The organism is Brevundimonas sp. Br13 (assembly GCF_055391505.1).
In genome coordinates this window covers 1,646,659-1,663,963 of record NZ_AP044008.1, presented here as the reverse complement: position 1 = coordinate 1,663,963, position 17,305 = coordinate 1,646,659, and the positions used below count along the sequence as shown (strand labels likewise).

Here is a 17,305-nt window from a genome sequence, read left to right as displayed (position 1 = left end):
ACGAGGAATAGGATGCAGATCGAGGTCAAGCCGAAGGTGTTGAACCGCCTGAACCGGATCGAGGGGCAGGTGCGTGGCCTTTCCAGAATGGTCGAGGAGGACCGCTACTGCATCGACATCCTGACCCAGCTCCAGGCCGTGCGGGCGGCGCTGGCGCGCGTCGAGAGCGAGGTCTTGAAGGACCACATGGATCACTGCGTCATGGGCGCGATCGCGGGTGACGATCTCGCCGACCGCAAGGCCAAGGCGACCGAACTGATCGAACTTCTCGGCCGCGCTTCCCGCTAGTCAGGGACGGACTTCCGGCGTTCGGTCGCCAGGCCAGGCGGTCGGCCTGGACATCCTCTCGTCCGGCTGAGGGACATGACATGTCTTGGGGGGCGGCCTCACCTAGAGCGCAGCGGTCCAGGCTGGCAAACCGGCCGAGGGCATTCCGAGCCCCGAGCCAGACTTGGACGTCCCGTATGACCGGCCGGCCCCGTCTGGCGTCGCGCATGAGGGATGTTTCCGCCCGATGCGTATCTCAATATGGCGGCGGTGCTGATCCGCCGCCCTTGGGGGGCCATCGCGAATGACATCCGTACCGCCGACCCGAGACGGCTACCCCGCCGATCTCAGGGCTCTGACCAGTCTGCGCGCCTTCCTCGCCGTGGGGGTGGTGCTGTTTCACTATCAGCTCCAATGGGATCCGGCCTTGGGCTTCAGCCCGATTATCGAGCGCAGCCGGCTGGCGGTGGACGCCTTCTTCATGCTGTCGGGCTTCATCCTGGCCCACGTCTACGGCCCGGCCTTCGCAAGCGGCGGTTTCAGCTACCGGCGTTTCATCGTCGCCCGGCTGGCGCGGCTTTACCCCTTGCACGTCGCGGTTCTGACGGGCGCCTTGATCATGGTGCTGGGCGCGACCGCCGCGGGCGTTCGCTTCGACGGCGAGGGCTATGGGCTGCTGGCCTTCTTCCAGACGCTGTTTCTCATCCAGGCCTGGTTTCCGACCGATGCGGAATTGAACTGGAGCGGGCCGAGCTGGTCGCTGTCGGCGGAATGGTTCGCCTATCTGCTGTTCCCCGCCTACGCCTGGCTGGCCCTGCGTCTGCGGACGCGGCCCTGGGTGCTGCTGGGGATCGGGGCCGCGGCGTTCGTCGTCCTCGACGCCTTCTACGTCCAGGCGTTCGGCAAGGTTCTTCCGCGAGCCGAGGACTCGCTCGGCATTCTCCGGATCGCCCCGGAATTCCTGGTCGGCATGGCGCTTTACGGGCTGGGCCATCGCTGGCGCTGGAGCCCGCCCGTGGCCGCCGCGGCCGCCCTGTCCACGACCGTCCTGCTGCTGGGCGCGATGCAGCTATCACTGGACGATCGCATCATCGTCGCCCTCGCCGCCCCCGTGATTCTGACTTGGTCCCTGCTCGCGCGGGCGGATTGCGAGGGCCCCCTCGCCGCCCCGGGCCTTGTCTTCGCCGGAGAAGCGTCCTTCGCCCTCTATCTGGTGCACATGCCGGTGATCGTGGCCTGGAAGGGCGTCGTGGCCGAACTGCGCGGCGTCGACAGCACCTTCCGCATCACGCCGGTCGAACTGATCGGATTGTTCATCGCCACGGCCCTGATCGCGGCGGCGCTGCATCTGCTCGTCGAAAAGCCCGGCCGAACCTGGATAAGGCGCCGGTTCGACAGGCGTCGCGACGAGCTCGCCCCGGCCGCGCTCAGCCCGCCGGCGCTCCGTGAGCCTGGCGACCGCTGAGCCGACCGGTCTCTTCGCTCTTCGCGACGGCCGTCCGCTCGTTGGCGATGACACCGCCGTCGTCGAGAACCGGCCGATCCCGACCTCCGATCGACCCGTCGCGAGGACCTCCGTCGCGGATAAACCGCACCGTCTCCGTTCGGAGATGCGGCTCGGCCACGAAGCCGGCGTCCGCCAGGGCGAGATGCTGTGGCGTCGCGGGCGCGCCGCGCTCAGGTTTCCACCAGCCCTCCGTCGCCGCAGCCTTCGGAAAAAGGCCGCTGATGATGCGTTCGATATCGCGGAACGTCAGCACCACTTCGGTCCGCCTTTGACGCCGCAGATAGGTTGCGAGAGGCGCGTATTTGGCCATCAACCTCTTTTCCTCTCGCCGCCCCGCAGGTCAAGCGCTGCTCGGCCCCTGTGATAGCCACGAAGAAGCCAACGCCAGGCTGGCTAGATGCGAGTGCGATTGACTCGCAAGAAGGCCTGTGGTCAGACGCCCTCTATGTCGTTCCCACTGAAGTGCTCCATGTCCCCTCGTCTCCTCGCCACCGGCGCCCTTCTGCCGCTGCTGCTGGCCGCGCTTCCCGCGGCGGCTCAGGAGGACCCCACCCCGGACACGACGCTTCTGGATCAGGTGGTAGTCACCGCCTCCCGGATCGAAGCCCCCCGTTCCGCGATCGCCGCCACGGTCGAGCTCATCGACGCCGAGGCCATCGCCCAGCAGACGGCGCTGGCCGCCTCGGCCGTCGACACGGTGGCGGCCCTGGTGCCCTCCTTCTCGCCGACGCGGCAGAAGCTGTCGGGCTTCGGCGAGACGCTGCGCGGGCGTTCGCCGCTCTATCTGGTCGACGGCGTGCCGCAGTCGACGCCGCTGCGCGACGACAGCCGCGACGGCTACACCATCGATCCCTTCTTCATCGACCGGGTCGAGGTCATCTTCGGCTCCAACGCCATCCAGGGCGTCGGGGCCACCGGCGGCGTGGTCAACTACGTCACCGCCCGCACGCCGGCCGAGGGCGAAGGCCTGACGGGCCGGATGATGGCCCAGATCACAACCGACGATGAGCTGCAGGGCGACGGCGTCGGCGCCAAGATCGCCGCCATCGGCGGACGTGACTTCGGCGCCTTGGACCTGACCCTGGGCGCCGTCTTCGAAACCCGCGGGGCCTATTACGACGCCGACGGCCGCCGCATCGGCTTCGACGGCGCCCAGGGCGAGGTGCAGGACTCGCAGGTCCTCTCGCTGTTCGCGCGCGGCGGCTGGGATCTAGACGGCGATCGCCGGCTGGAGGGTTGGGTCAACCGGTTCGATCTGGAAGGCGACGGCGACTATGTGACCGTGGCGGGCGACCGGGCGACGGGCGTCCCGACCACCGCCGTGCGCGGCGCGGCGCCGGGCGAGCAGCCCTCGAACGCGGTGACCTCTGCGGCCCTGACCTACACCGACCGCGACCTGTTCGGCGGCGTCCTGCGGGCCCAGGTCTTCGCCCACGATTACCAGGGCGTATTCGGCGGCGGCAGCTTCCCCGACTTCCAGGATCCCCGCATCGCCCCGGTCGGGACCCTGTTCGACCAGTCGGCCAACAATTCGGAAAAACTGGGCTTCAAGATCGACTGGCAGGGCCAGGTTCCCGGCCTGACGGGCCTGAAGGCACTGGTCGGCCTCGACGGCCTGCGCGACCGGACCTATCAGGAACTGATCCTGACCGGGCGCAACTGGGTGCCCGAGACGGCCTACGAGAGCCTGTCGCCCTTCCTGCAGCTGAATCAGTCGGTCCTGGCCGACCGCCTCAGCCTGTCGGCGGGCGTGCGGCACGAATCGGCGAAGCTTAAGGTCGACGACTTCCAGACCCTGTACGCCTACGGCCCTCAGACGGTGGCGGGCGGCGAGCCGGGCTTCGAGGAGACCCTGTTCAACGTCGGCGCCGCCTTCGAGGTGACGCCGGCTCTCCTCGTCCACGGCTCCTTCGCCCAGGGTTTCACCATGCCGGACGTCGGTCGGGTGCTGCGCGGCATCAACCGTCCAAACCAGGACGTCGACACCTTCCTCAACGTCGAACCGGTCGTGTCGGACAACACCGAGGTCGGGGTGGAATACCGCGGTGCGCGCGTCGAGCTGTCCGCCGCCGTGTTCCGGTCCGAGGCCGAACGCGGCTCGCTGCTGAACCGCCTGCCCTCGGGCATCTTCGAGGTGCAGCGGCAGCCCACGCGGATTGATGGACTGGAGCTGAAGGGTCTATGGCGCGCCACGGACGCCCTGACCCTTGGCGGCAGCTACGCCGCGCTCGACGGCCAGAGCGACAGCGACGGCGACGGCGACCTGGACCGCGACCTGAACGGGGCCAACATCTCGCCGGACCGCCTGCTGCTGTGGGGCGAGTACGAGACAGGCCCGATCGCCCTGCGCCTTCAGGCCCAGACCTTCCTCGCGCGCGACTTCGACGGCGAGCCCGCGGCGAACGGCTTCGAGGGTTATGCCGTGTTCGACGCCGTGGCCCTCTACGAGACCGGTTTCGGCGCGGTGTCGCTGGGGGTTCAGAATCTGCTAGACGAGCAGTACATTTCCTATTTCTCCGACACTCAGGGCCCGACCGACAACCTTCGCTATTTCGCCGGTCGCGGGCGCACGGCCACCCTGACCCTGACCCAGAGTTTCTGAGCCGGTGATGGGCGCGATCCGCACGTTCCACGCCTGGGCCGGGACCGCCCTCTCGATCCTGGCCGTGTTGTTCGGCCTTACGGGATCGTTGCTGGTGTTCGAGGACGACTGGATCCGCGCCACCGTCCCCGCCGCGCGCGCCGAGATCGATCTCGATGCCGCCCGTCTGGGTGCGGCGCTCAACCGGCTCGAGGCGGCCGAGCCCCGCCTCACCTCGGTGGTCCTGCCGGGCGGGGCGGTCGGCGTTCACCGGCTCTACCTGGCCGACGACGATTTCGGCTACGCCGACGCCGACGGCAAGGTGGTGGACAGCTGGCGCGGCGCGGCGCGAGCCGAGACCTGGATCTTCGACCTGCACCACGAGCTGCTGGCCGGTCACACCGGCAAGCTGGTCGCCGGCGGCGCCGGCCTGGCCCTCGCGCTGATGATCCTGACCGGCCTGATCGTCTGGATTCCCGCCTGGCGCGCCACCGGCTGGCGGGTCTGGCCCCGCTCGGGGGCCCGGCGCGAACTGATCGGCAGCCATCGTAATCTCGGCCTGATCTTCGCCATCCCGCTGGTCGTCTTCAGCCTCACCGGAGGGGCCATCGTCTTTCACGGCACGACCCAAGCCCTGCTGGGGGCCGTCCCGGCGCCGCCGGCGCCGGTGGTCGGGACGGGAGACGTCGACTGGGCTCGCGCGCTGACGGAAGCCCAGGCCCGCTTCCCTGAAGCGACCCCGCGCATGGCCGTCCGCCCCGCCGCGCCGGGCAGGCCCGCCACGATCCGTCTGAAGCAGCCCGGCGAGTGGCACCCCAACGGCCGCACGACCGTGACCATCGATCCGGCCACCAGCCGGGCGGTGGCGACCTCCGACGCCAACGCCCTGCCGAGCGGCGTGCGGGCCTACAATGCCTTCTACCCCCTGCACGCCAGTTCGGTCGGCGGCTGGCTCTATGACGCGGTGACGGCGCTCAGCGGCGTCGCCATGGCGGCGTTGGGGCTGGTCGGCGCCTGGGCATTCCTGGGAAAACCCCGACGGCGCTCGCCTCGGTCGAAACCGACCCGCCGAGGACAAGCGCGCGAGGGAGCGGAAGGGTCTGCCTGATCCACGGCCCTACCCTCCGCCGGTCGCCACTCCAGGCCTGATGCACTCACACGGCCCCGCGCGAACCCCTATGCGGGACCACCGGCGGCAAGGCCTCGTTCACCGTGTCGGGCAAGCCTTCCTTGGCGCCTGTAGGGGATGATGGCTGGATGACGGAAGATCCAGCACACCCTGAGCGCCGATGCCCGCCGCCGATCGCGCGCGGCGGCTGGCTCGACCTTCTGCGTTTCGTCGTGGGGGCGATGATCGTCCTCTATCACTTCCGCGAGGCCGCTCCGATCCCCTTGCCGCTCTTCCATCCGGTCTTCGACCGCGGCTATCTGCTGACCGACTTCTTCATCATCGACTCCGGCTACGTTCTCGCCCGCGTCTACGGCGAGCGGCTCGCGAACCGGCGAATTCCGCTTTCCGTCTTCTACCGTCAGCGATTTCTCAGGGTGGTTCCGGCCCACATGACCGTCAGCCTCGCCCTGGCGGGGCTGGTGCTGACGGCGGCGATCCTGGGCCAAACACCCAGCCACCCGGAATGGTTCGACTGGTCCCGGTTTCCCGCCCAGTTCTTTCTGGTGCAGGCCTATGGGGTGCCGGGCGGAGAGGGATGGAACGCGCCGACCTGGACGCTCTCGGCGCTCCTGGGCTGTTACGTCAGCCTGCCCTTCCTCGCTCGCGCGGCGCGCGGCCTGTCCCCATGGCTGATCCTCGCTCTTGGGGTGGGCGGGCTGCTCGCCGCCAACCTGTCCGCCCACGCCGCCTTCGGGTTGCCGATCTACGAGATGCCGTTGCGCCTCGGCTTCCTGCGGGCCTTTCCGCTGTTCGCCCTCGGCGTCGCCGTGGCTCTGTTCGCCCGGCAGGTCTATTGCCCGCCCCGTCTGGCCGCCGGTCTGGGCGGTTCCGCCGTGGTCGCTGTGGCGGGTCTGCAGGCTCTGGGACCCCATAATCTGGCGACCCTCGGCCTCCTGACCGTCATCATCTTCGCCACCGGGGCCTTGCCGGTTCGGAGCCCGTCCAGGCTGGTCGAGCACCTCGCTTTGATGGCGTTCGCGATCTTCCTGACCAACGAAGTGATCCGGATCGTGTGGTTCGGCGTGCTCGACGCCGTCGATTGGCGGAGTTGGAGTCCGTCAGTGCAATGGACCGCCTGGGCGGTCGGCCTGGCCGCGGCTTTCGGCGGCGCCGCCGTCTTCCGCTACGCCTTCGACCGACCGACCCAGGCCTGGTTCAATCGTCCGCAGTCGGGGTCGCGATCGACCTCCCCCGCGGCCAAGTCTCCCGTTCCCGCGCTGTAGGCCGATCCTTCACAAAAGCTCGGCGAGGTTCACATCATGGCGGCGGGGGGCGCCTGGGTGCCCATGATCGCCACGATCAGAAGCAGCAGGGCCGCCAGCACGGTCTCCAGCGCCAGGCTGCGCCGCAGGCGGCGCAAGGCGAGCGGACGGGCGTGATCGTCTTCGAGCGCCGATCCGAGATGCGGGGTCAGGACAAAGCGGTTCGAGGCCGCTAGGGCCAGCATGCCGGCGAACAGGACGAGTTTCAGGATCAGAAGAACGCCGTAGGGCGTCGTCAACAGGCTCCCGAGCCGGCTGAACCCGATCAGATAGGCGCTGTTCACCAGACCCGTGATCGTCAGCAGGACGACGGCGAGCGTTCCCAGACCGGCGAACCCCTCCAGGGCGGCGTGAGTCACCGGCGCGCCCGCCGCGTGCCCGTGGCGGGTCCGCAGCATCAGGAACAACGCGACCAGACTGCCGAGCCAGAGTCCGGCGGCGAGCGCGTGAACGACATCGGCGATCAGATGCGGCCAGCGGCCCGCGCCTTCCGTCGCCGCGCCGTGACCGGTCCAGGCCAGGCTGGCGCTGACCACAGCGCCGACGACGGTCAGCACGATCCAGCCGCCGCGTCCCGGTTTCAGACTGATCAGCAGAACGGCGGCCAAAAGGGCCATCGCCGCGCGAACCAGGAAGCCGACGCCCAGGCCCGTGCCGAATGCCACGTAGGACAGCGACTCCGGCTTCAGCGCCTCGGTCAGCGATCCCGCCATCACGGCGGTTTGGACCACGAGGTTGGCGAGAGCAGCCAGGACGGTCGCCACGGCGGCGACCAGCAGCGTCGTTCGCGGCCACCTTTCGGCGGCCGCGTCCGACATGGGCATCCTGAACGCGAAGAACAGGGGGACGCCAAACAGCAGGACGGCGCCGATGTACTGCCCCAGCCTCAGCAGGACGACCGTTGTCTCCATCTGATCAGCGGACCGAGAAGTTGGTGGACCCCGTCATCCGGTGCCCGTCCGGAGACGCCACCCGCCAGTTGACCACGTAGGCCCCGGCCGCCAACGGCCTCGCCGGAGCGCCCGAGATCGTCTTGCCGTCCTCGGACACCCGTGTCTGGACACGGATGGTCGCGCCCGCCGCATTGACGAGATCGAAACCGGAGAAGGCCGGCGCCACGCGCTCGCTGAAGGTGAGGCTGATGGTGCGCGGCGCCGCGACCGCAGCGCCGGCGGCCGGCGTGGCGCTCACGAGACGCGCGTGTGCATCCGCCTGACCGGCGACCAGGGAAAGCGCCGCGACGGTCGCGGCGAGCGATGCGATTTTGAAACGGGTCAACTCAAACTCCTAGGAAGGGACGCCCCTACTGTCTCTTACGCGGCACGCGCCCCCGCCCCTCACGAAATGAAACTGAAGCCGGCCGGCCCCCGACAAAAACACTCGACGGCGGGTTCATCCACAAACTCGGCTTCAGGGATTTAAACCGGATCAGTTGGTGGCGGCCGGCAAGCAGAGACACATCTACCAAGGGAAGGCCGGACAAAGTGAGTCACGGTCCAGTCGCGCTTCGGCACAGCGGGTCCGCTCAACCGCTGTCACCGGCAGGGCGCCGGTCTGGACGACAACGCCTTGTAGAGGCGCCGCCGCGTCGCAGACCGCAGGTCGCTAAGCGCCGCCTCGCCGATCGCCTAGACGCGGAACTCGAGCATCACGCGAGAATTCGCCGATTACTGCTCGTCGGCGCATAGTCGAAAGTTCATGCGCTTCGGGGCCCACCAGCGCCTGCGTAAACGCTAGCAGTCGGTTCAACCGGTCACTGGATATCCCGCGAGCCTTACCCATCAGTTCGCAACGCGCCATAACGACAGGCACCACAGGCTCGCCGCAGACTGTGAACCCGATCCTCAAGAATCGAAGGAACAGGGCGCCTGAGAACCACGCGGGGTAGAGGCTGGTGCGCCACGGCGCCTGCGCTATCCGACCTGCCGGTCTGCACACATTGGTTTGGGCTCTCTTCCGACGAAGCGCACCGTCTCCGCTTTCAGATCGACTTCAGCTGCGAACCCTGCCGAACCCGAGCCTACTTCTGCGGCGCGCCATCGGCGTCGTCTGCGCCGTGCGACCGCCAGCCTAGGTCACTAGACGCCTTCGGCCGAAGACCGCCGATGATCCGTTCGATGCCGCAGAAGCTTAGTCGCACTCGGTTTTGCGCCGCCGTCGCAAATCACCCGCCAACGGATCATGCCTTCCGTACCCCCATTTCGGCGACGCCAGCGGCGAGGGTCAACCTTGAGGGGTGTTTGGTTTGAACCGTTCCCGAAACGTCGGGTAAGCTGAAACCATCGTCACCCAGGCTCGCAGTTGGAGCAGTTTCTTGACGGCGCTTTCGGACACCATCCAGTTCACAGTCATTCGAGGCGAAGGCGATTGGCGCGTCCTCCGCGATGGCCGAGACGCCGGCCACTTCGATTTCAGCGTCGACGCCATCGAGTCAGCCCTGGTCCGCGCTACCACGTTGATCGAAAAGGGCGAGACCGTCGAAGTTTTCGTCCAGGACGCGGCAGGCCAGCTTAGACAGGTCGATCCTGTCGGTGGCGAGGTACTGCACTAACGTCCTCGACCGTCGTCGAGCGCCGATATCCGGTCTTCTGCACCTCTTCGAGCAATCCCCACCGGCTTGGAAAGCGTTGTTCGACGCGTCCGAGAGCTCCGACCATCCCGGTCGACTGAAAAATTCGCGACATATGAGGGAAGGGAGGAGACGCCGCGTAGTCAACAAAGAGGGGCCGCGATTTGGCCGCAATGTCGCTAGGGGGAAACCATTGGCCAATAAGTTTTCAGGAGCCGGCTCGTCGCCTCCTCTGTCCTGACCGGAATCACGATCGTGGCGACAGCGACGGCCCTGCCTGTCGCGGCGCAAAACCGTCCCTCCTCCGAGACATCGTCATCCGAACCGGCCGCAGAGCTGGAAGCTGTTGTCGTCACCGGGTCTCGCATCGCCCGACAGGACTACATCGCCAACAGCCCGATCGTGACCGTGACCCAAGAGGATTTCCAGGCGACGGGATCGGTCAACATCGAGAGCTTGATCAACGAATTGCCGCAGTTCACGGCCTTGGGCAACGCGGCCTCTAACAGCCCAAATCTGGCGGGCCAAGCCAATGTGCAACTCCGTGGTCTTGGATCGACGCGAACCCTCGTTCTTCTCGACGGGCGCCGGATAGTCCCATCCAACGCCTCGTCGGTCGTCGATCTCAACCTGTTGCCCACCCCCCTGATCGCTAGCGTCGAGACGATCACGGGCGGAGCCTCCTCGACCTACGGATCGGACGCGGTGGGCGGCGTGCTCAACTTCCTGCTCGACCGCCGCTTTGAAGGCTTCAAGCTAGACGCTCAGTACGGGGCCTCCGACCAGGGCGACGCGGAGGCGGAGGCGGTCAGCCTAACGCTCGGCGGGGACTTCGCCGAGGGACGGGGTCGCGCTGTTCTTTCGGCCAGCTATTCCAACCGGGCGTCCGTGCTCAACGCCAGTCGCTCTTTCTCGCTCATCGGCGGGTTCGCCGGCACCTCGCCGCTCGGGTCGACGGTGTTCGACGCCTCAAACTTGCCGACAGCCGCCGCCGTCAACGCCGCCGTTTCCGGCGCTGCACGGGGCGATACGTTCGGCTTCAACAACAACGGAACCTTGTTCACCTATCAGGGCGCGCGCGATTACGTGAGTCCCGGCGGCATAGACTATGAGGGGTTCCGCAAGCCGGGTCCGTTGCAGCAGACGGACTTCACCTACAGCACCGTTGATCGCAACTATCTGATTATTCCCCAGACCCGGTACAATGTGTATGCGGCCGCGAGCTACGAGCTCACCGAAGCGGTCGAGTTTTACACGGACGTCCTGTTTTCTCAGTATCAGGCCGGCAACCAGCTCGCGTCCAACCCGGGTACCGGCCCCACTACGGGCTTCCGTATCCCATCTACCAATCCGTTCATTCCTACTGAACTGCGCGGTGTCCTCAACTCGCGACCCAATCCGGCCGGGAGTTTCCGCCTCGACAAACGATTCAACGAGCTCGGTCCGCGCCGCCAGAACGAAAATTACAGCGTCTACCAGATCACCACGGGCTTACGCGGCGATCTGGTCGGTCTGCGCGACTGGACCTACGACGCCTACTTGACCTATGGCCGGGTAGACAACGACACCAATTACACTGGCTATCTCTCTCGCTCCGCCATTCAGCGGCTCCTGGAGGCGTCAGACGGCGGCGCGTCGCTCTGCACCGGCGGTTTCAACCCCTTCGGCGCCAATCCGTTGAGCGCCAGCTGTATCGCCTATGTCAGCCGGGTGCCGCGCAATAAAACTACGAACGATCAGCGTGTAGTGGAAGCCAATCTGCAGGGTGGGCTGTTCACCCTGCCCGCCGGCGAGGTGCGCGCGGCTGTCGGCGCGGCCTACCGAGAGCAGAACTACGACTTTTCGCCCGACAACCTGCTGATCAGCACCTTTACCCTTAACGGCGTCACCGGACCTGAACTGGCCGGCAACTCCGGCACGCCGCTGTCGGGATCGGATACGGTGTCGGAACTCTATGCCGAGGTACTGATCCCGCTGCTCGCCGACCTGCCGTTCATTCGCCAGCTTGAGACCAACCTCGGCTACCGTGTGTCAGACTATGACACCATCGGACAGGTCGCGTCTTACAAGGCGGACCTCAGCTGGGAGGCGATCGACGGGCTGCGGCTGCGCGGCGGTGTGCAACGCGCGGTGCGCGCGCCCTCGATCGGGGAGCTTTTCGCCGCCCAGAACCTGAGCTTCCCGTCGATCGGCGTACCCGTGTCCTCGACCGGGGTGCGGCAGTTCTCCGGCGACCCCTGCGACATCCGCGGCGCCTATCGCGCGCCCGGCGCCGCGAACGCCGGCCAGGTGCGGAGCCTCTGTCTGGCGCAGAATGTCCCGGCGCAGGTGATCGACTCCTACACCTTCTCCAACTCGCAAGTGTCGGGCGTAACCGGCGGGAATCCCGACCTGCAGGAGGAGACCGCGGACTCCTTCACGGTCGGCGCGATCTTACAGTCGCCGTTGTCTAGCGCGTGGCTTAGCGGCGTATCCGGATCCATCGACTACTATGACATCACCATCGAGCAGGTGGTCGGCACGGTCTCGACGACCGAACAGCTGCGCCGCTGCTACAATCAGGACGGCGTCTCCAACCCGACCTACGATCCGAACAACGTGTTCTGCCGCCTGTTCAGCCGGGATCCGAACTCCGGCCAGATCACCAGCACGTTCGAGACAAATGCCAACCTGGGCACGCTGAAGACCAAGGGGATCGACTTCCAGATCGACTGGCGGCTCGATCTGACCGACATAGGCGCACCAGACTGGGGCGCCCTAGCCCTCAACGTCACTGGCACCCGGCTGCTGGAATGGGAGCGGCAGGACATCCCGGGCGGCCCCTACACCGATCGCAAAGGCACCGTTTCCAACAGCTTCGGTCTAACCCTCCCGGAATGGAAGGCGCTCTCGACCCTGAACTGGACTCAGGATCCGTGGACCCTCGGTCTGCGCTGGCGTTACCAAGGCGAGGTCGAGAACTTCAACAATCGAAGCCAAGTCATCGACGCCATCCACTATTTCGATCTGAACGCTGGATTTGAGATCAACTCGACCGTCTCACTTCGCGCGGGCGTCAACAATCTGACGGACGAACAGCCGCCCGTCTATGCGCCCGCGATCGCCGCCAATACCGACCCGTCCACCTACGATCTGGTCGGACGCCGATACTACGTCGGACTGATGGCTCGCTTCTGATCCCACCGATACTCGGCGCGTCCTGCTGAAATCACGCAAAGGAAGGCCCTATCTCATGAACACTCGTCTGATGCTGACCTTGGCCACGAGCCTCAGCCTCGTCGCCGGCGGCGCGGTCGCCCACGACTTCTTTCTCATCCCCGAGCGCTTTGTCGGACCGGCCGGACAACCGCTTATCGTTCACGCGACCTCGTCGTCAGATTTTCCCGCTCTCAATGTCGGTTCGCCGCTGGCGCGGGTCGGAGAAGCACGAGCGATGGTGAACGGCAGGCCCGCCCAAGTCGCCGTGGACGCCCATCGGCAATCCCTCCGTTTAACCGTCTCCAGCGCCGACGAGGGCATGGCCGCTGTCACTCTTCAGACGGTTTGGGGCGAGTCCAACTGGCGCCCTGACCAGGTCGAGACCTACCTTGACGAGCACCCGTTCTCGGCGGAGGACATCGCGACAGTCCATCGTTTGCTTCCCGCTGGCGCGACGCTCCAGATCCGATCGCGCCGCCTAGCGAAATCTCTCGTGTGTTTCCAGACCTGCACCCCGATCCCGCAGGGCCCAACGGGTTTGGAGGTGGAGTTTCTGCCGCTGTTCGAACCGGGTCAATCGATGCCCGCCGGCTTTCAGCTGATCAGAAACGGTGAGCCGTTAGCGGCGCACCCCGTCACTATCCGTTTCGGCCCTCGCGAACGTCGCACGGTCGTCACCGACGCCGACGGCCGGTTGAAGCTTCAGGATGGCGTGAGCGGCCCCATCATGCTGGTCGCGGTAACTATTGACGCGCCGTCGCAACCCGGAGAGCGGTTTGTCACCAACAACGCGACCTTGACCTTCAACGCGCCGGTCTAGGTTGATGCCCCTGGGCGGTGGTCCTCGTCATCATCATCCGAGGCGCTACAGCCGGCTGTGACGCCCTTCTGAGACCTCCAGCCCGGCGTGCGCCAGGACTTCCGCCTCGAGGGCGATGATACGACGCATCTGGTTCTCGGCCTTCAGGGTCTGGCGCCCTACTGGTGGGAGATCGACGCCGCCTCCTTCCTGTCGACCGAGGGGAACCTGACCGCTCGTGTCGAGGCCGAATACGACCAGCGCATCACCCAGCGCTGGATCCTCCAGCCGCGCCTCGAAATCGACGCCTCCGCCAGCGACATTCCGGAACTGGAGCTCGGTTCCGGTTTGTCCTCGGTCGAGGCGGGCCTGCGTCTCCGCTATGAGTTTCGCAAGGAGCTCGCCCCCTACGTCGGCGTCGAATGGAGCCGCGCGCTCGGCGATACCGCCGACTACATCAAAGCCCGAGGCGGCGAGATAGACGACACACGCTTCGTCGTCGGTCTCAACGCCTGGTTCTAACCGAAGGAGATCATTGATGATCCGCACCCTCGTCCTCACCGCAGCCCTGGCCTTCGCCGGAGCGGCCGCCGCCCAAGACCCGCACGCTGGCCATGCCATGCCGGCTCAAGCCGCCGCGCCGCAATCGGGCATCGTCACCGTCCCTGCCGATGGCGCCATGACATCCGGTTCGCCCGAACGCTTCAGCGTCAACTTCCCGCACGCGATGATTTTGAAGACCGTGACCCTCACCGCCGAAGGACGTGCCCCGGTCGTCGTCAACGCCCCTGCCGCGCCGGCCGCCGCGACCGTCAGCGTGGCCCTGCCCCGCCTCGTGGCGGGCACTTACAGGGCCGCCTGGACGGCGGAAGGCGCGGACGGGCACAAGATGTCCGGGTCTGTCAACTTCATGGTTCACTAGGAGAACGACGATGCGAGTTTCCAACCTGCTGGCCGCCGCCGGCGCGATCCTGGCCCTGAGCGCTGGAGCGGCCCTGGCCGCCGAAGGCTGCGACTGTTGCAAGGACATGGCCGCTGACGCCGCCATGAGCTGCTGCGACAAGATGAAGTCTGACGCTTCGCCGCCCGCCGAACCCGCGCCGCCCGCGCCGGCGCCCTCGGATGCTCCGGCTCCCCAAGGTCACGCCGACCATAACTGACCGGCCGATCTGAACCGCTCCGGCAGGCGCTCCGACTGATCGGAGGTCTGCCCGGAGCGGACAGGCGTCAACTCTCGGTCTTCGCCGCGCTGAGCCGCGCCTCGCTCCCTGGGGCGCCGCCTGCCGCAATCCGGATGAAACGGACGGTCTCGGCCCGCGTCCGCGGTTCAGCGACGAAACCCGCCTCGGCGAAGGCGAGATGCTGGGGCATCGGCGCCCTCGCCGTATCCACGCGCCACCAAACCTCCAGCGACGCCGCCTTGGGCAAAATGCCGCCGACGATCCGCTCGATGTCCCGAAAGGACAGGTCCACCTCGGCGCTCTTCTGACGTCGGAGAAAGGCTGCGAGCGGCGCGTATTTAGCCATCTGGGTGTCTTGCTCCACTGCTGCCGGGGGTCAAGCCCGGCTGGCGCGCTTGGGCTGGCCGATCTAGACTCGCCGGCGGCGGGTTCCGGGAACGATAGGCGCCGATCAAGAGCCAGGGGACGTGCAAACGTCGGCGGCGATCGGCGGCGAAACGCCGGGCTTCATCACAGAAGTTCCTGGCCCGCCCCCTCCCCTCATCCCGGGTCGATCAGACCTTGCCGGACCGCCGAGGCGACCGCTTCGATCCGGGTCCGGACCCGGAGTTTGGAGCAGGCCTTCTCAAGATAGCTGTCCACGGTGCGGGGCGACAGCGACAGAATGATTCCGATGTCGGAAGAGCTTTTCCCGCGACAGACCCATTGCAGACATTCCTGTTCGCGCGGGCTCAGGGTGACCGCGTGCGATCCACGGCCCGGATCTTCGGATACAGCTTCCATATTACACCACCGGTTGTCCGACTCCCTCCGTACACGGCGGGTTCGCGCCCGGGCAACGTCGATGAATTGCGGGTCGCCCGCAGGTTTCTTGCGGGACGGAAGCCTCCCCGCCGGTTGAACCGCAGACAGGTCGCGACTACAGCGGGGCCGTCGGGCGCCGCGAGATAGGCGCACAGCCGGAGCCGGGGTTCGTCGCTGACGGAGGCGGCGCTGCGCGCTGAAGTAACGGGCCTCGTTCGCAGAGGATTCCAACGCCCGACCCCTCCCGCTTGCGTCGGGATTCCGTTTGATTCATGCTCGCCAAGGCCGACCTACGCGTCGGCAGGGGCTTGGAATCCCCTGTGCGATATCTTCTTCGACGACCCACGCGCGGCGTGGCTGTCGCTGACCGGATCACCGTGTCAGGCGTGTGAGCGCCTGCGCCCGGCTGTCCGTTCGCGCCCCGGATTCCAGCCGTCTGAATTGCGGTCGGAGAGGCAGGGTGAGCGAAGCGAAGCCATTGCAAGCGGAGGTCGGCGGCGGCCTGGACGGCCTGTACCGCCGCTACGCTGCGTGGTTGAACCGTCGCCTCCGGGCTCGGATCGGTCCGGACGATGCGGCCGACGTCGTGCAGGAAACCTATATCCGCATCGCGCCCTTCGCCGACGGCGGGATCGCCCATCCCCGCGCCTTCCTGCTCCGGGTCGCCCTCAATCTGGTGCGCGATGACGCCAAACATAGGCGCCGTCGGCCAAGCGACGCCGACCTCCAATCCCCCGAATCCGAAGGCGCGCCCCAGTTCGATCAGGTTCTGCTCGCCCAGATCATACGATCCATGCCGCAACTCTACCGCGACGTCTTCGTCTTGAGCCGCTTTGACGGTATGACGTATCCCGAGATCGCCAAGGAGCTCGAGATCAGCGTCAAGACGGTGGAGTGGCGGATGTCCAAGGCGCTCGACTACTGCGCGCTGCGGCTGGACCTTTAGGCGAAGACTGATGACGACCGAGGCTGACGCCGACATCAGACGCAAGGAGACCGCCGACTGGTTCGCGCGGCTCAACCAGCGCAAGGTCACCACGGCGGACGTGAAGGCCTTCAGCGCCTGGCGACGGGACTCCAGGAACGCCGAGAGCTTCGATCGCATGCAGGCGATGTGGGACGCGAGTCGCACCCTGGCCGACCAACCCGAGATGGCCGCGCTTTCGGCGGACGCCCGGACCCGCGCCGCCTCCCGCCGCAGGGCCCGCCCCCGCCTGCTCGGTGTTCTCGCCCCCGTCGGCGCCGTCGGCGCCGCGATCGCGGCCCTGTCCGTGGGCTGGTGGTTGTGGTCAGCGCAGCAGCCGACCCCCTATCTCACCCAGGTCGGCGAACGCCGCGTCGTTCAACTGGCCGACGGCTCGACGATCACGCTCGACACGGACTCCAGGATCGACGTTCGCCTGACCGGGGGCCGCCGGCTGGTCACCCTCGTCACGGGCCAGGCCCGGTTCGACGTTGAGGGCGACCCGGACCGGCCGTTCGTCGTCAAGGCCGGCGACACCGAGGTTACGGCCTTGGGCACGAGCTTCGACGTCCGGCGCTTCGGGACGGGCGCACGCGTGGTGCTTGTCGAGGGCCGGGTCGATGTGCGCGAGGGCGAACAGGCGGACCGGCGCTGGTCGATGCAGCCGGGACAGCAGCTGGTGACGTCCGTCCCCCGACCCCGGGTGGTCACGACCGATCTACCCGCGGCGACCAGCTGGGCGGCGGGCCGACTGACCTTCCACGAAACGCCGATCGGCGTCGCCGTGGCTGAGGTCAACCGCTACACCCGTCATCCGATCGAACTGCGCGCCGGGGACATTTCCTCCATCCGGGTGAGCGGGGTGTTCGACGCCGGCGACGTCGAGGGTTTCGTGGCGGCGCTGCGCGACCTCTATCCGCTCACCGCCGAACGGGCCGAGGACGGTCATGTGGTGCTTTCGGGCGCATCGAAAAATAATCTGACCCCGGACTTAGGGTAAGG

At 66.9% G+C, this 17,305-nt stretch carries 17 protein-coding genes and 1 pseudogene; 13 read left to right on the top strand and 5 right to left on the bottom strand.

The features are described 5' to 3' along the window. Positions 1–12 precede the first annotated feature (12 nt). Together ACZ5M6_RS08170 and ACZ5M6_RS08165 are read left to right on the top strand one after the other, a co-directional pair. Positions 13–288 (top strand): metal-sensitive transcriptional regulator, encoded by a 276-nt coding sequence (locus ACZ5M6_RS08170; protein ID WP_287396179.1) that lies wholly within the window; start codon positions 13–15, stop codon positions 286–288. Between the two features lie 283 nt (positions 289–571). Beyond that, positions 572–1,732: an acyltransferase family protein gene (locus ACZ5M6_RS08165; RefSeq protein ID WP_054765326.1), complete on the top strand. Its 1,161-nt coding sequence runs from the start codon at positions 572–574 to the stop codon at positions 1,730–1,732. Here ACZ5M6_RS08165 and ACZ5M6_RS08160 read toward each other — a convergent pair. Continuing rightward, entirely contained in the window at positions 1,695–2,084 is a 390-nt protein-coding gene (locus tag ACZ5M6_RS08160; RefSeq protein ID WP_191555437.1) for a toxin-antitoxin system, antitoxin component, read from the bottom strand. The two genes, ACZ5M6_RS08165 and ACZ5M6_RS08160, sit on opposite strands and share 38 nt — an antisense overlap. A 159-nt stretch (positions 2,085–2,243) precedes the next feature. Between ACZ5M6_RS08160 and ACZ5M6_RS08155 the strand changes: the two genes are divergently transcribed. The 3 genes from ACZ5M6_RS08155 to ACZ5M6_RS08145 all read left to right on the top strand — a co-directional run bounded on the left by ACZ5M6_RS08155 (position 2,244) and on the right by ACZ5M6_RS08145 (position 6,749). Then, the gene (locus ACZ5M6_RS08155; protein WP_287396173.1) at positions 2,244–4,376 is read left to right on the top strand and encodes a TonB-dependent receptor; all 2,133 of its coding nucleotides are present in this window, start codon (positions 2,244–2,246) and stop codon (positions 4,374–4,376) included. 7 nt (positions 4,377–4,383) lie between these two features. Beyond that, the gene (locus ACZ5M6_RS08150) at positions 4,384–5,463 is read left to right on the top strand and encodes a PepSY-associated TM helix domain-containing protein (protein WP_054765324.1); all 1,080 of its coding nucleotides are present in this window, start codon (positions 4,384–4,386) and stop codon (positions 5,461–5,463) included. Positions 5,464–5,612: 149 nt separating this feature from the next. Then, on the top strand, positions 5,613–6,749 hold the full coding sequence (locus ACZ5M6_RS08145; protein WP_201462409.1) for an acyltransferase family protein: 1,137 nt from the start codon (positions 5,613–5,615) through the stop codon (positions 6,747–6,749). A gap of 29 nt (positions 6,750–6,778) precedes the next feature. On the opposite strand, the gene copD is transcribed toward ACZ5M6_RS08145, so the two are convergent. Together copD and copC are read right to left on the bottom strand one after the other, a co-directional pair. Continuing rightward, positions 6,779–7,699 carry a copper homeostasis membrane protein CopD gene (gene copD / locus ACZ5M6_RS08140; RefSeq protein WP_066551019.1) on the bottom strand — a complete coding sequence of 307 codons (921 nt, stop codon included), beginning with the start codon at positions 7,697–7,699 and terminating at the stop codon, positions 6,779–6,781. A 4-nt stretch (positions 7,700–7,703) separates the two neighbouring features. Further along, positions 7,704–8,066 carry a copper homeostasis periplasmic binding protein CopC gene (gene copC, locus ACZ5M6_RS08135; protein WP_066551017.1) on the bottom strand — a complete coding sequence of 121 codons (363 nt, stop codon included), beginning with the start codon at positions 8,064–8,066 and terminating at the stop codon, positions 7,704–7,706. A 1,036-nt stretch (positions 8,067–9,102) separates the two neighbouring features. Here copC and ACZ5M6_RS08130 point away from each other — a divergent pair. The 6 genes and pseudogenes from ACZ5M6_RS08130 (at position 9,103) to ACZ5M6_RS08105 (ending at position 14,514) form a co-directional block, all read left to right on the top strand. After that, positions 9,103–9,339 carry a hypothetical protein gene (locus ACZ5M6_RS08130; protein ID WP_066551015.1) on the top strand — a complete coding sequence of 79 codons (237 nt, stop codon included), beginning with the start codon at positions 9,103–9,105 and terminating at the stop codon, positions 9,337–9,339. Between the two features lie 273 nt (positions 9,340–9,612). After that, positions 9,613–12,534 (top strand): TonB-dependent receptor domain-containing protein, encoded by a 2,922-nt coding sequence (locus ACZ5M6_RS08125; RefSeq protein WP_233455741.1) that lies wholly within the window; start codon positions 9,613–9,615, stop codon positions 12,532–12,534. Between the two features lie 55 nt (positions 12,535–12,589). Next, complete coding sequence (locus tag ACZ5M6_RS08120; RefSeq protein WP_082854036.1) at positions 12,590–13,375, top strand: DUF4198 domain-containing protein; 786 nt, start codon at positions 12,590–12,592, stop codon at positions 13,373–13,375. A gap of 84 nt (positions 13,376–13,459) precedes the next feature. Then, positions 13,460–13,876, top strand: a pseudogene (locus ACZ5M6_RS08115) (copper resistance protein B); the annotation flags it as partial. A 16-nt stretch (positions 13,877–13,892) separates the two neighbouring features. Then, positions 13,893–14,276 (top strand): copper resistance protein CopC, encoded by a 384-nt coding sequence (locus ACZ5M6_RS08110; protein ID WP_201462408.1) that lies wholly within the window; start codon positions 13,893–13,895, stop codon positions 14,274–14,276. A gap of 10 nt (positions 14,277–14,286) precedes the next feature. Next, positions 14,287–14,514: an ammonium transporter family protein gene (locus ACZ5M6_RS08105; protein ID WP_112862319.1), complete on the top strand. Its 228-nt coding sequence runs from the start codon at positions 14,287–14,289 to the stop codon at positions 14,512–14,514. A gap of 67 nt (positions 14,515–14,581) precedes the next feature. Here the strand turns inward: ACZ5M6_RS08105 and ACZ5M6_RS08100 are convergent, their stop codons facing one another. Together ACZ5M6_RS08100 and ACZ5M6_RS08095 are read right to left on the bottom strand one after the other, a co-directional pair. Beyond that, positions 14,582–14,881: a DUF7662 domain-containing protein gene (locus ACZ5M6_RS08100; RefSeq protein ID WP_112862320.1), complete on the bottom strand. Its 300-nt coding sequence runs from the start codon at positions 14,879–14,881 to the stop codon at positions 14,582–14,584. Between the two features lie 194 nt (positions 14,882–15,075). After that, the gene (locus tag ACZ5M6_RS08095; RefSeq protein ID WP_082503529.1) at positions 15,076–15,318 is read right to left on the bottom strand and encodes a response regulator transcription factor; all 243 of its coding nucleotides are present in this window, start codon (positions 15,316–15,318) and stop codon (positions 15,076–15,078) included. Positions 15,319–15,799: 481 nt separating this feature from the next. Here ACZ5M6_RS08095 and ACZ5M6_RS08090 point away from each other — a divergent pair, with 481 nt between their 5' ends. Both ACZ5M6_RS08090 and ACZ5M6_RS08085 read left to right on the top strand, forming a co-directional pair. Beyond that, positions 15,800–16,285, top strand: a complete 486-nt coding sequence (locus tag ACZ5M6_RS08090) for an RNA polymerase sigma factor (RefSeq protein WP_055808252.1) — start codon at positions 15,800–15,802, stop codon at positions 16,283–16,285. Positions 16,286–16,295: 10 nt separating this feature from the next. Next, positions 16,296–17,303 carry a FecR family protein gene (locus tag ACZ5M6_RS08085; protein ID WP_055808249.1) on the top strand — a complete coding sequence of 336 codons (1,008 nt, stop codon included), beginning with the start codon at positions 16,296–16,298 and terminating at the stop codon, positions 17,301–17,303. The last annotated feature ends 2 nt before the right edge of the window (positions 17,304–17,305 follow it).

Coding starts and splice junctions, on each gene's coding strand:
- ACZ5M6_RS08170 (WP_287396179.1), top strand. CDS start 13: ATGCAGATCGAGGTCAAGCCGAAGGTGTTGAACCGCCTGAACCGGATC.
- ACZ5M6_RS08165 (WP_054765326.1), top strand. CDS start 572: ATGACATCCGTACCGCCGACCCGAGACGGCTACCCCGCCGATCTCAGG.
- ACZ5M6_RS08160 (WP_191555437.1), bottom strand. CDS start 2,084: ATGGCCAAATACGCGCCTCTCGCAACCTATCTGCGGCGTCAAAGGCGG.
- ACZ5M6_RS08155 (WP_287396173.1), top strand. CDS start 2,244: ATGTCCCCTCGTCTCCTCGCCACCGGCGCCCTTCTGCCGCTGCTGCTG.
- ACZ5M6_RS08150 (WP_054765324.1), top strand. CDS start 4,384: ATGGGCGCGATCCGCACGTTCCACGCCTGGGCCGGGACCGCCCTCTCG.
- ACZ5M6_RS08145 (WP_201462409.1), top strand. CDS start 5,613: ATGACGGAAGATCCAGCACACCCTGAGCGCCGATGCCCGCCGCCGATC.
- copD (WP_066551019.1), bottom strand. CDS start 7,699: ATGGAGACAACGGTCGTCCTGCTGAGGCTGGGGCAGTACATCGGCGCC.
- ACZ5M6_RS08120 (WP_082854036.1), top strand. CDS start 12,590: ATGAACACTCGTCTGATGCTGACCTTGGCCACGAGCCTCAGCCTCGTC.
- ACZ5M6_RS08110 (WP_201462408.1), top strand. CDS start 13,893: ATGATCCGCACCCTCGTCCTCACCGCAGCCCTGGCCTTCGCCGGAGCG.
- ACZ5M6_RS08105 (WP_112862319.1), top strand. CDS start 14,287: ATGCGAGTTTCCAACCTGCTGGCCGCCGCCGGCGCGATCCTGGCCCTG.
- ACZ5M6_RS08100 (WP_112862320.1), bottom strand. CDS start 14,881: ATGGCTAAATACGCGCCGCTCGCAGCCTTTCTCCGACGTCAGAAGAGC.
- ACZ5M6_RS08095 (WP_082503529.1), bottom strand. CDS start 15,318: ATGGAAGCTGTATCCGAAGATCCGGGCCGTGGATCGCACGCGGTCACC.
- ACZ5M6_RS08085 (WP_055808249.1), top strand. CDS start 16,296: ATGACGACCGAGGCTGACGCCGACATCAGACGCAAGGAGACCGCCGAC.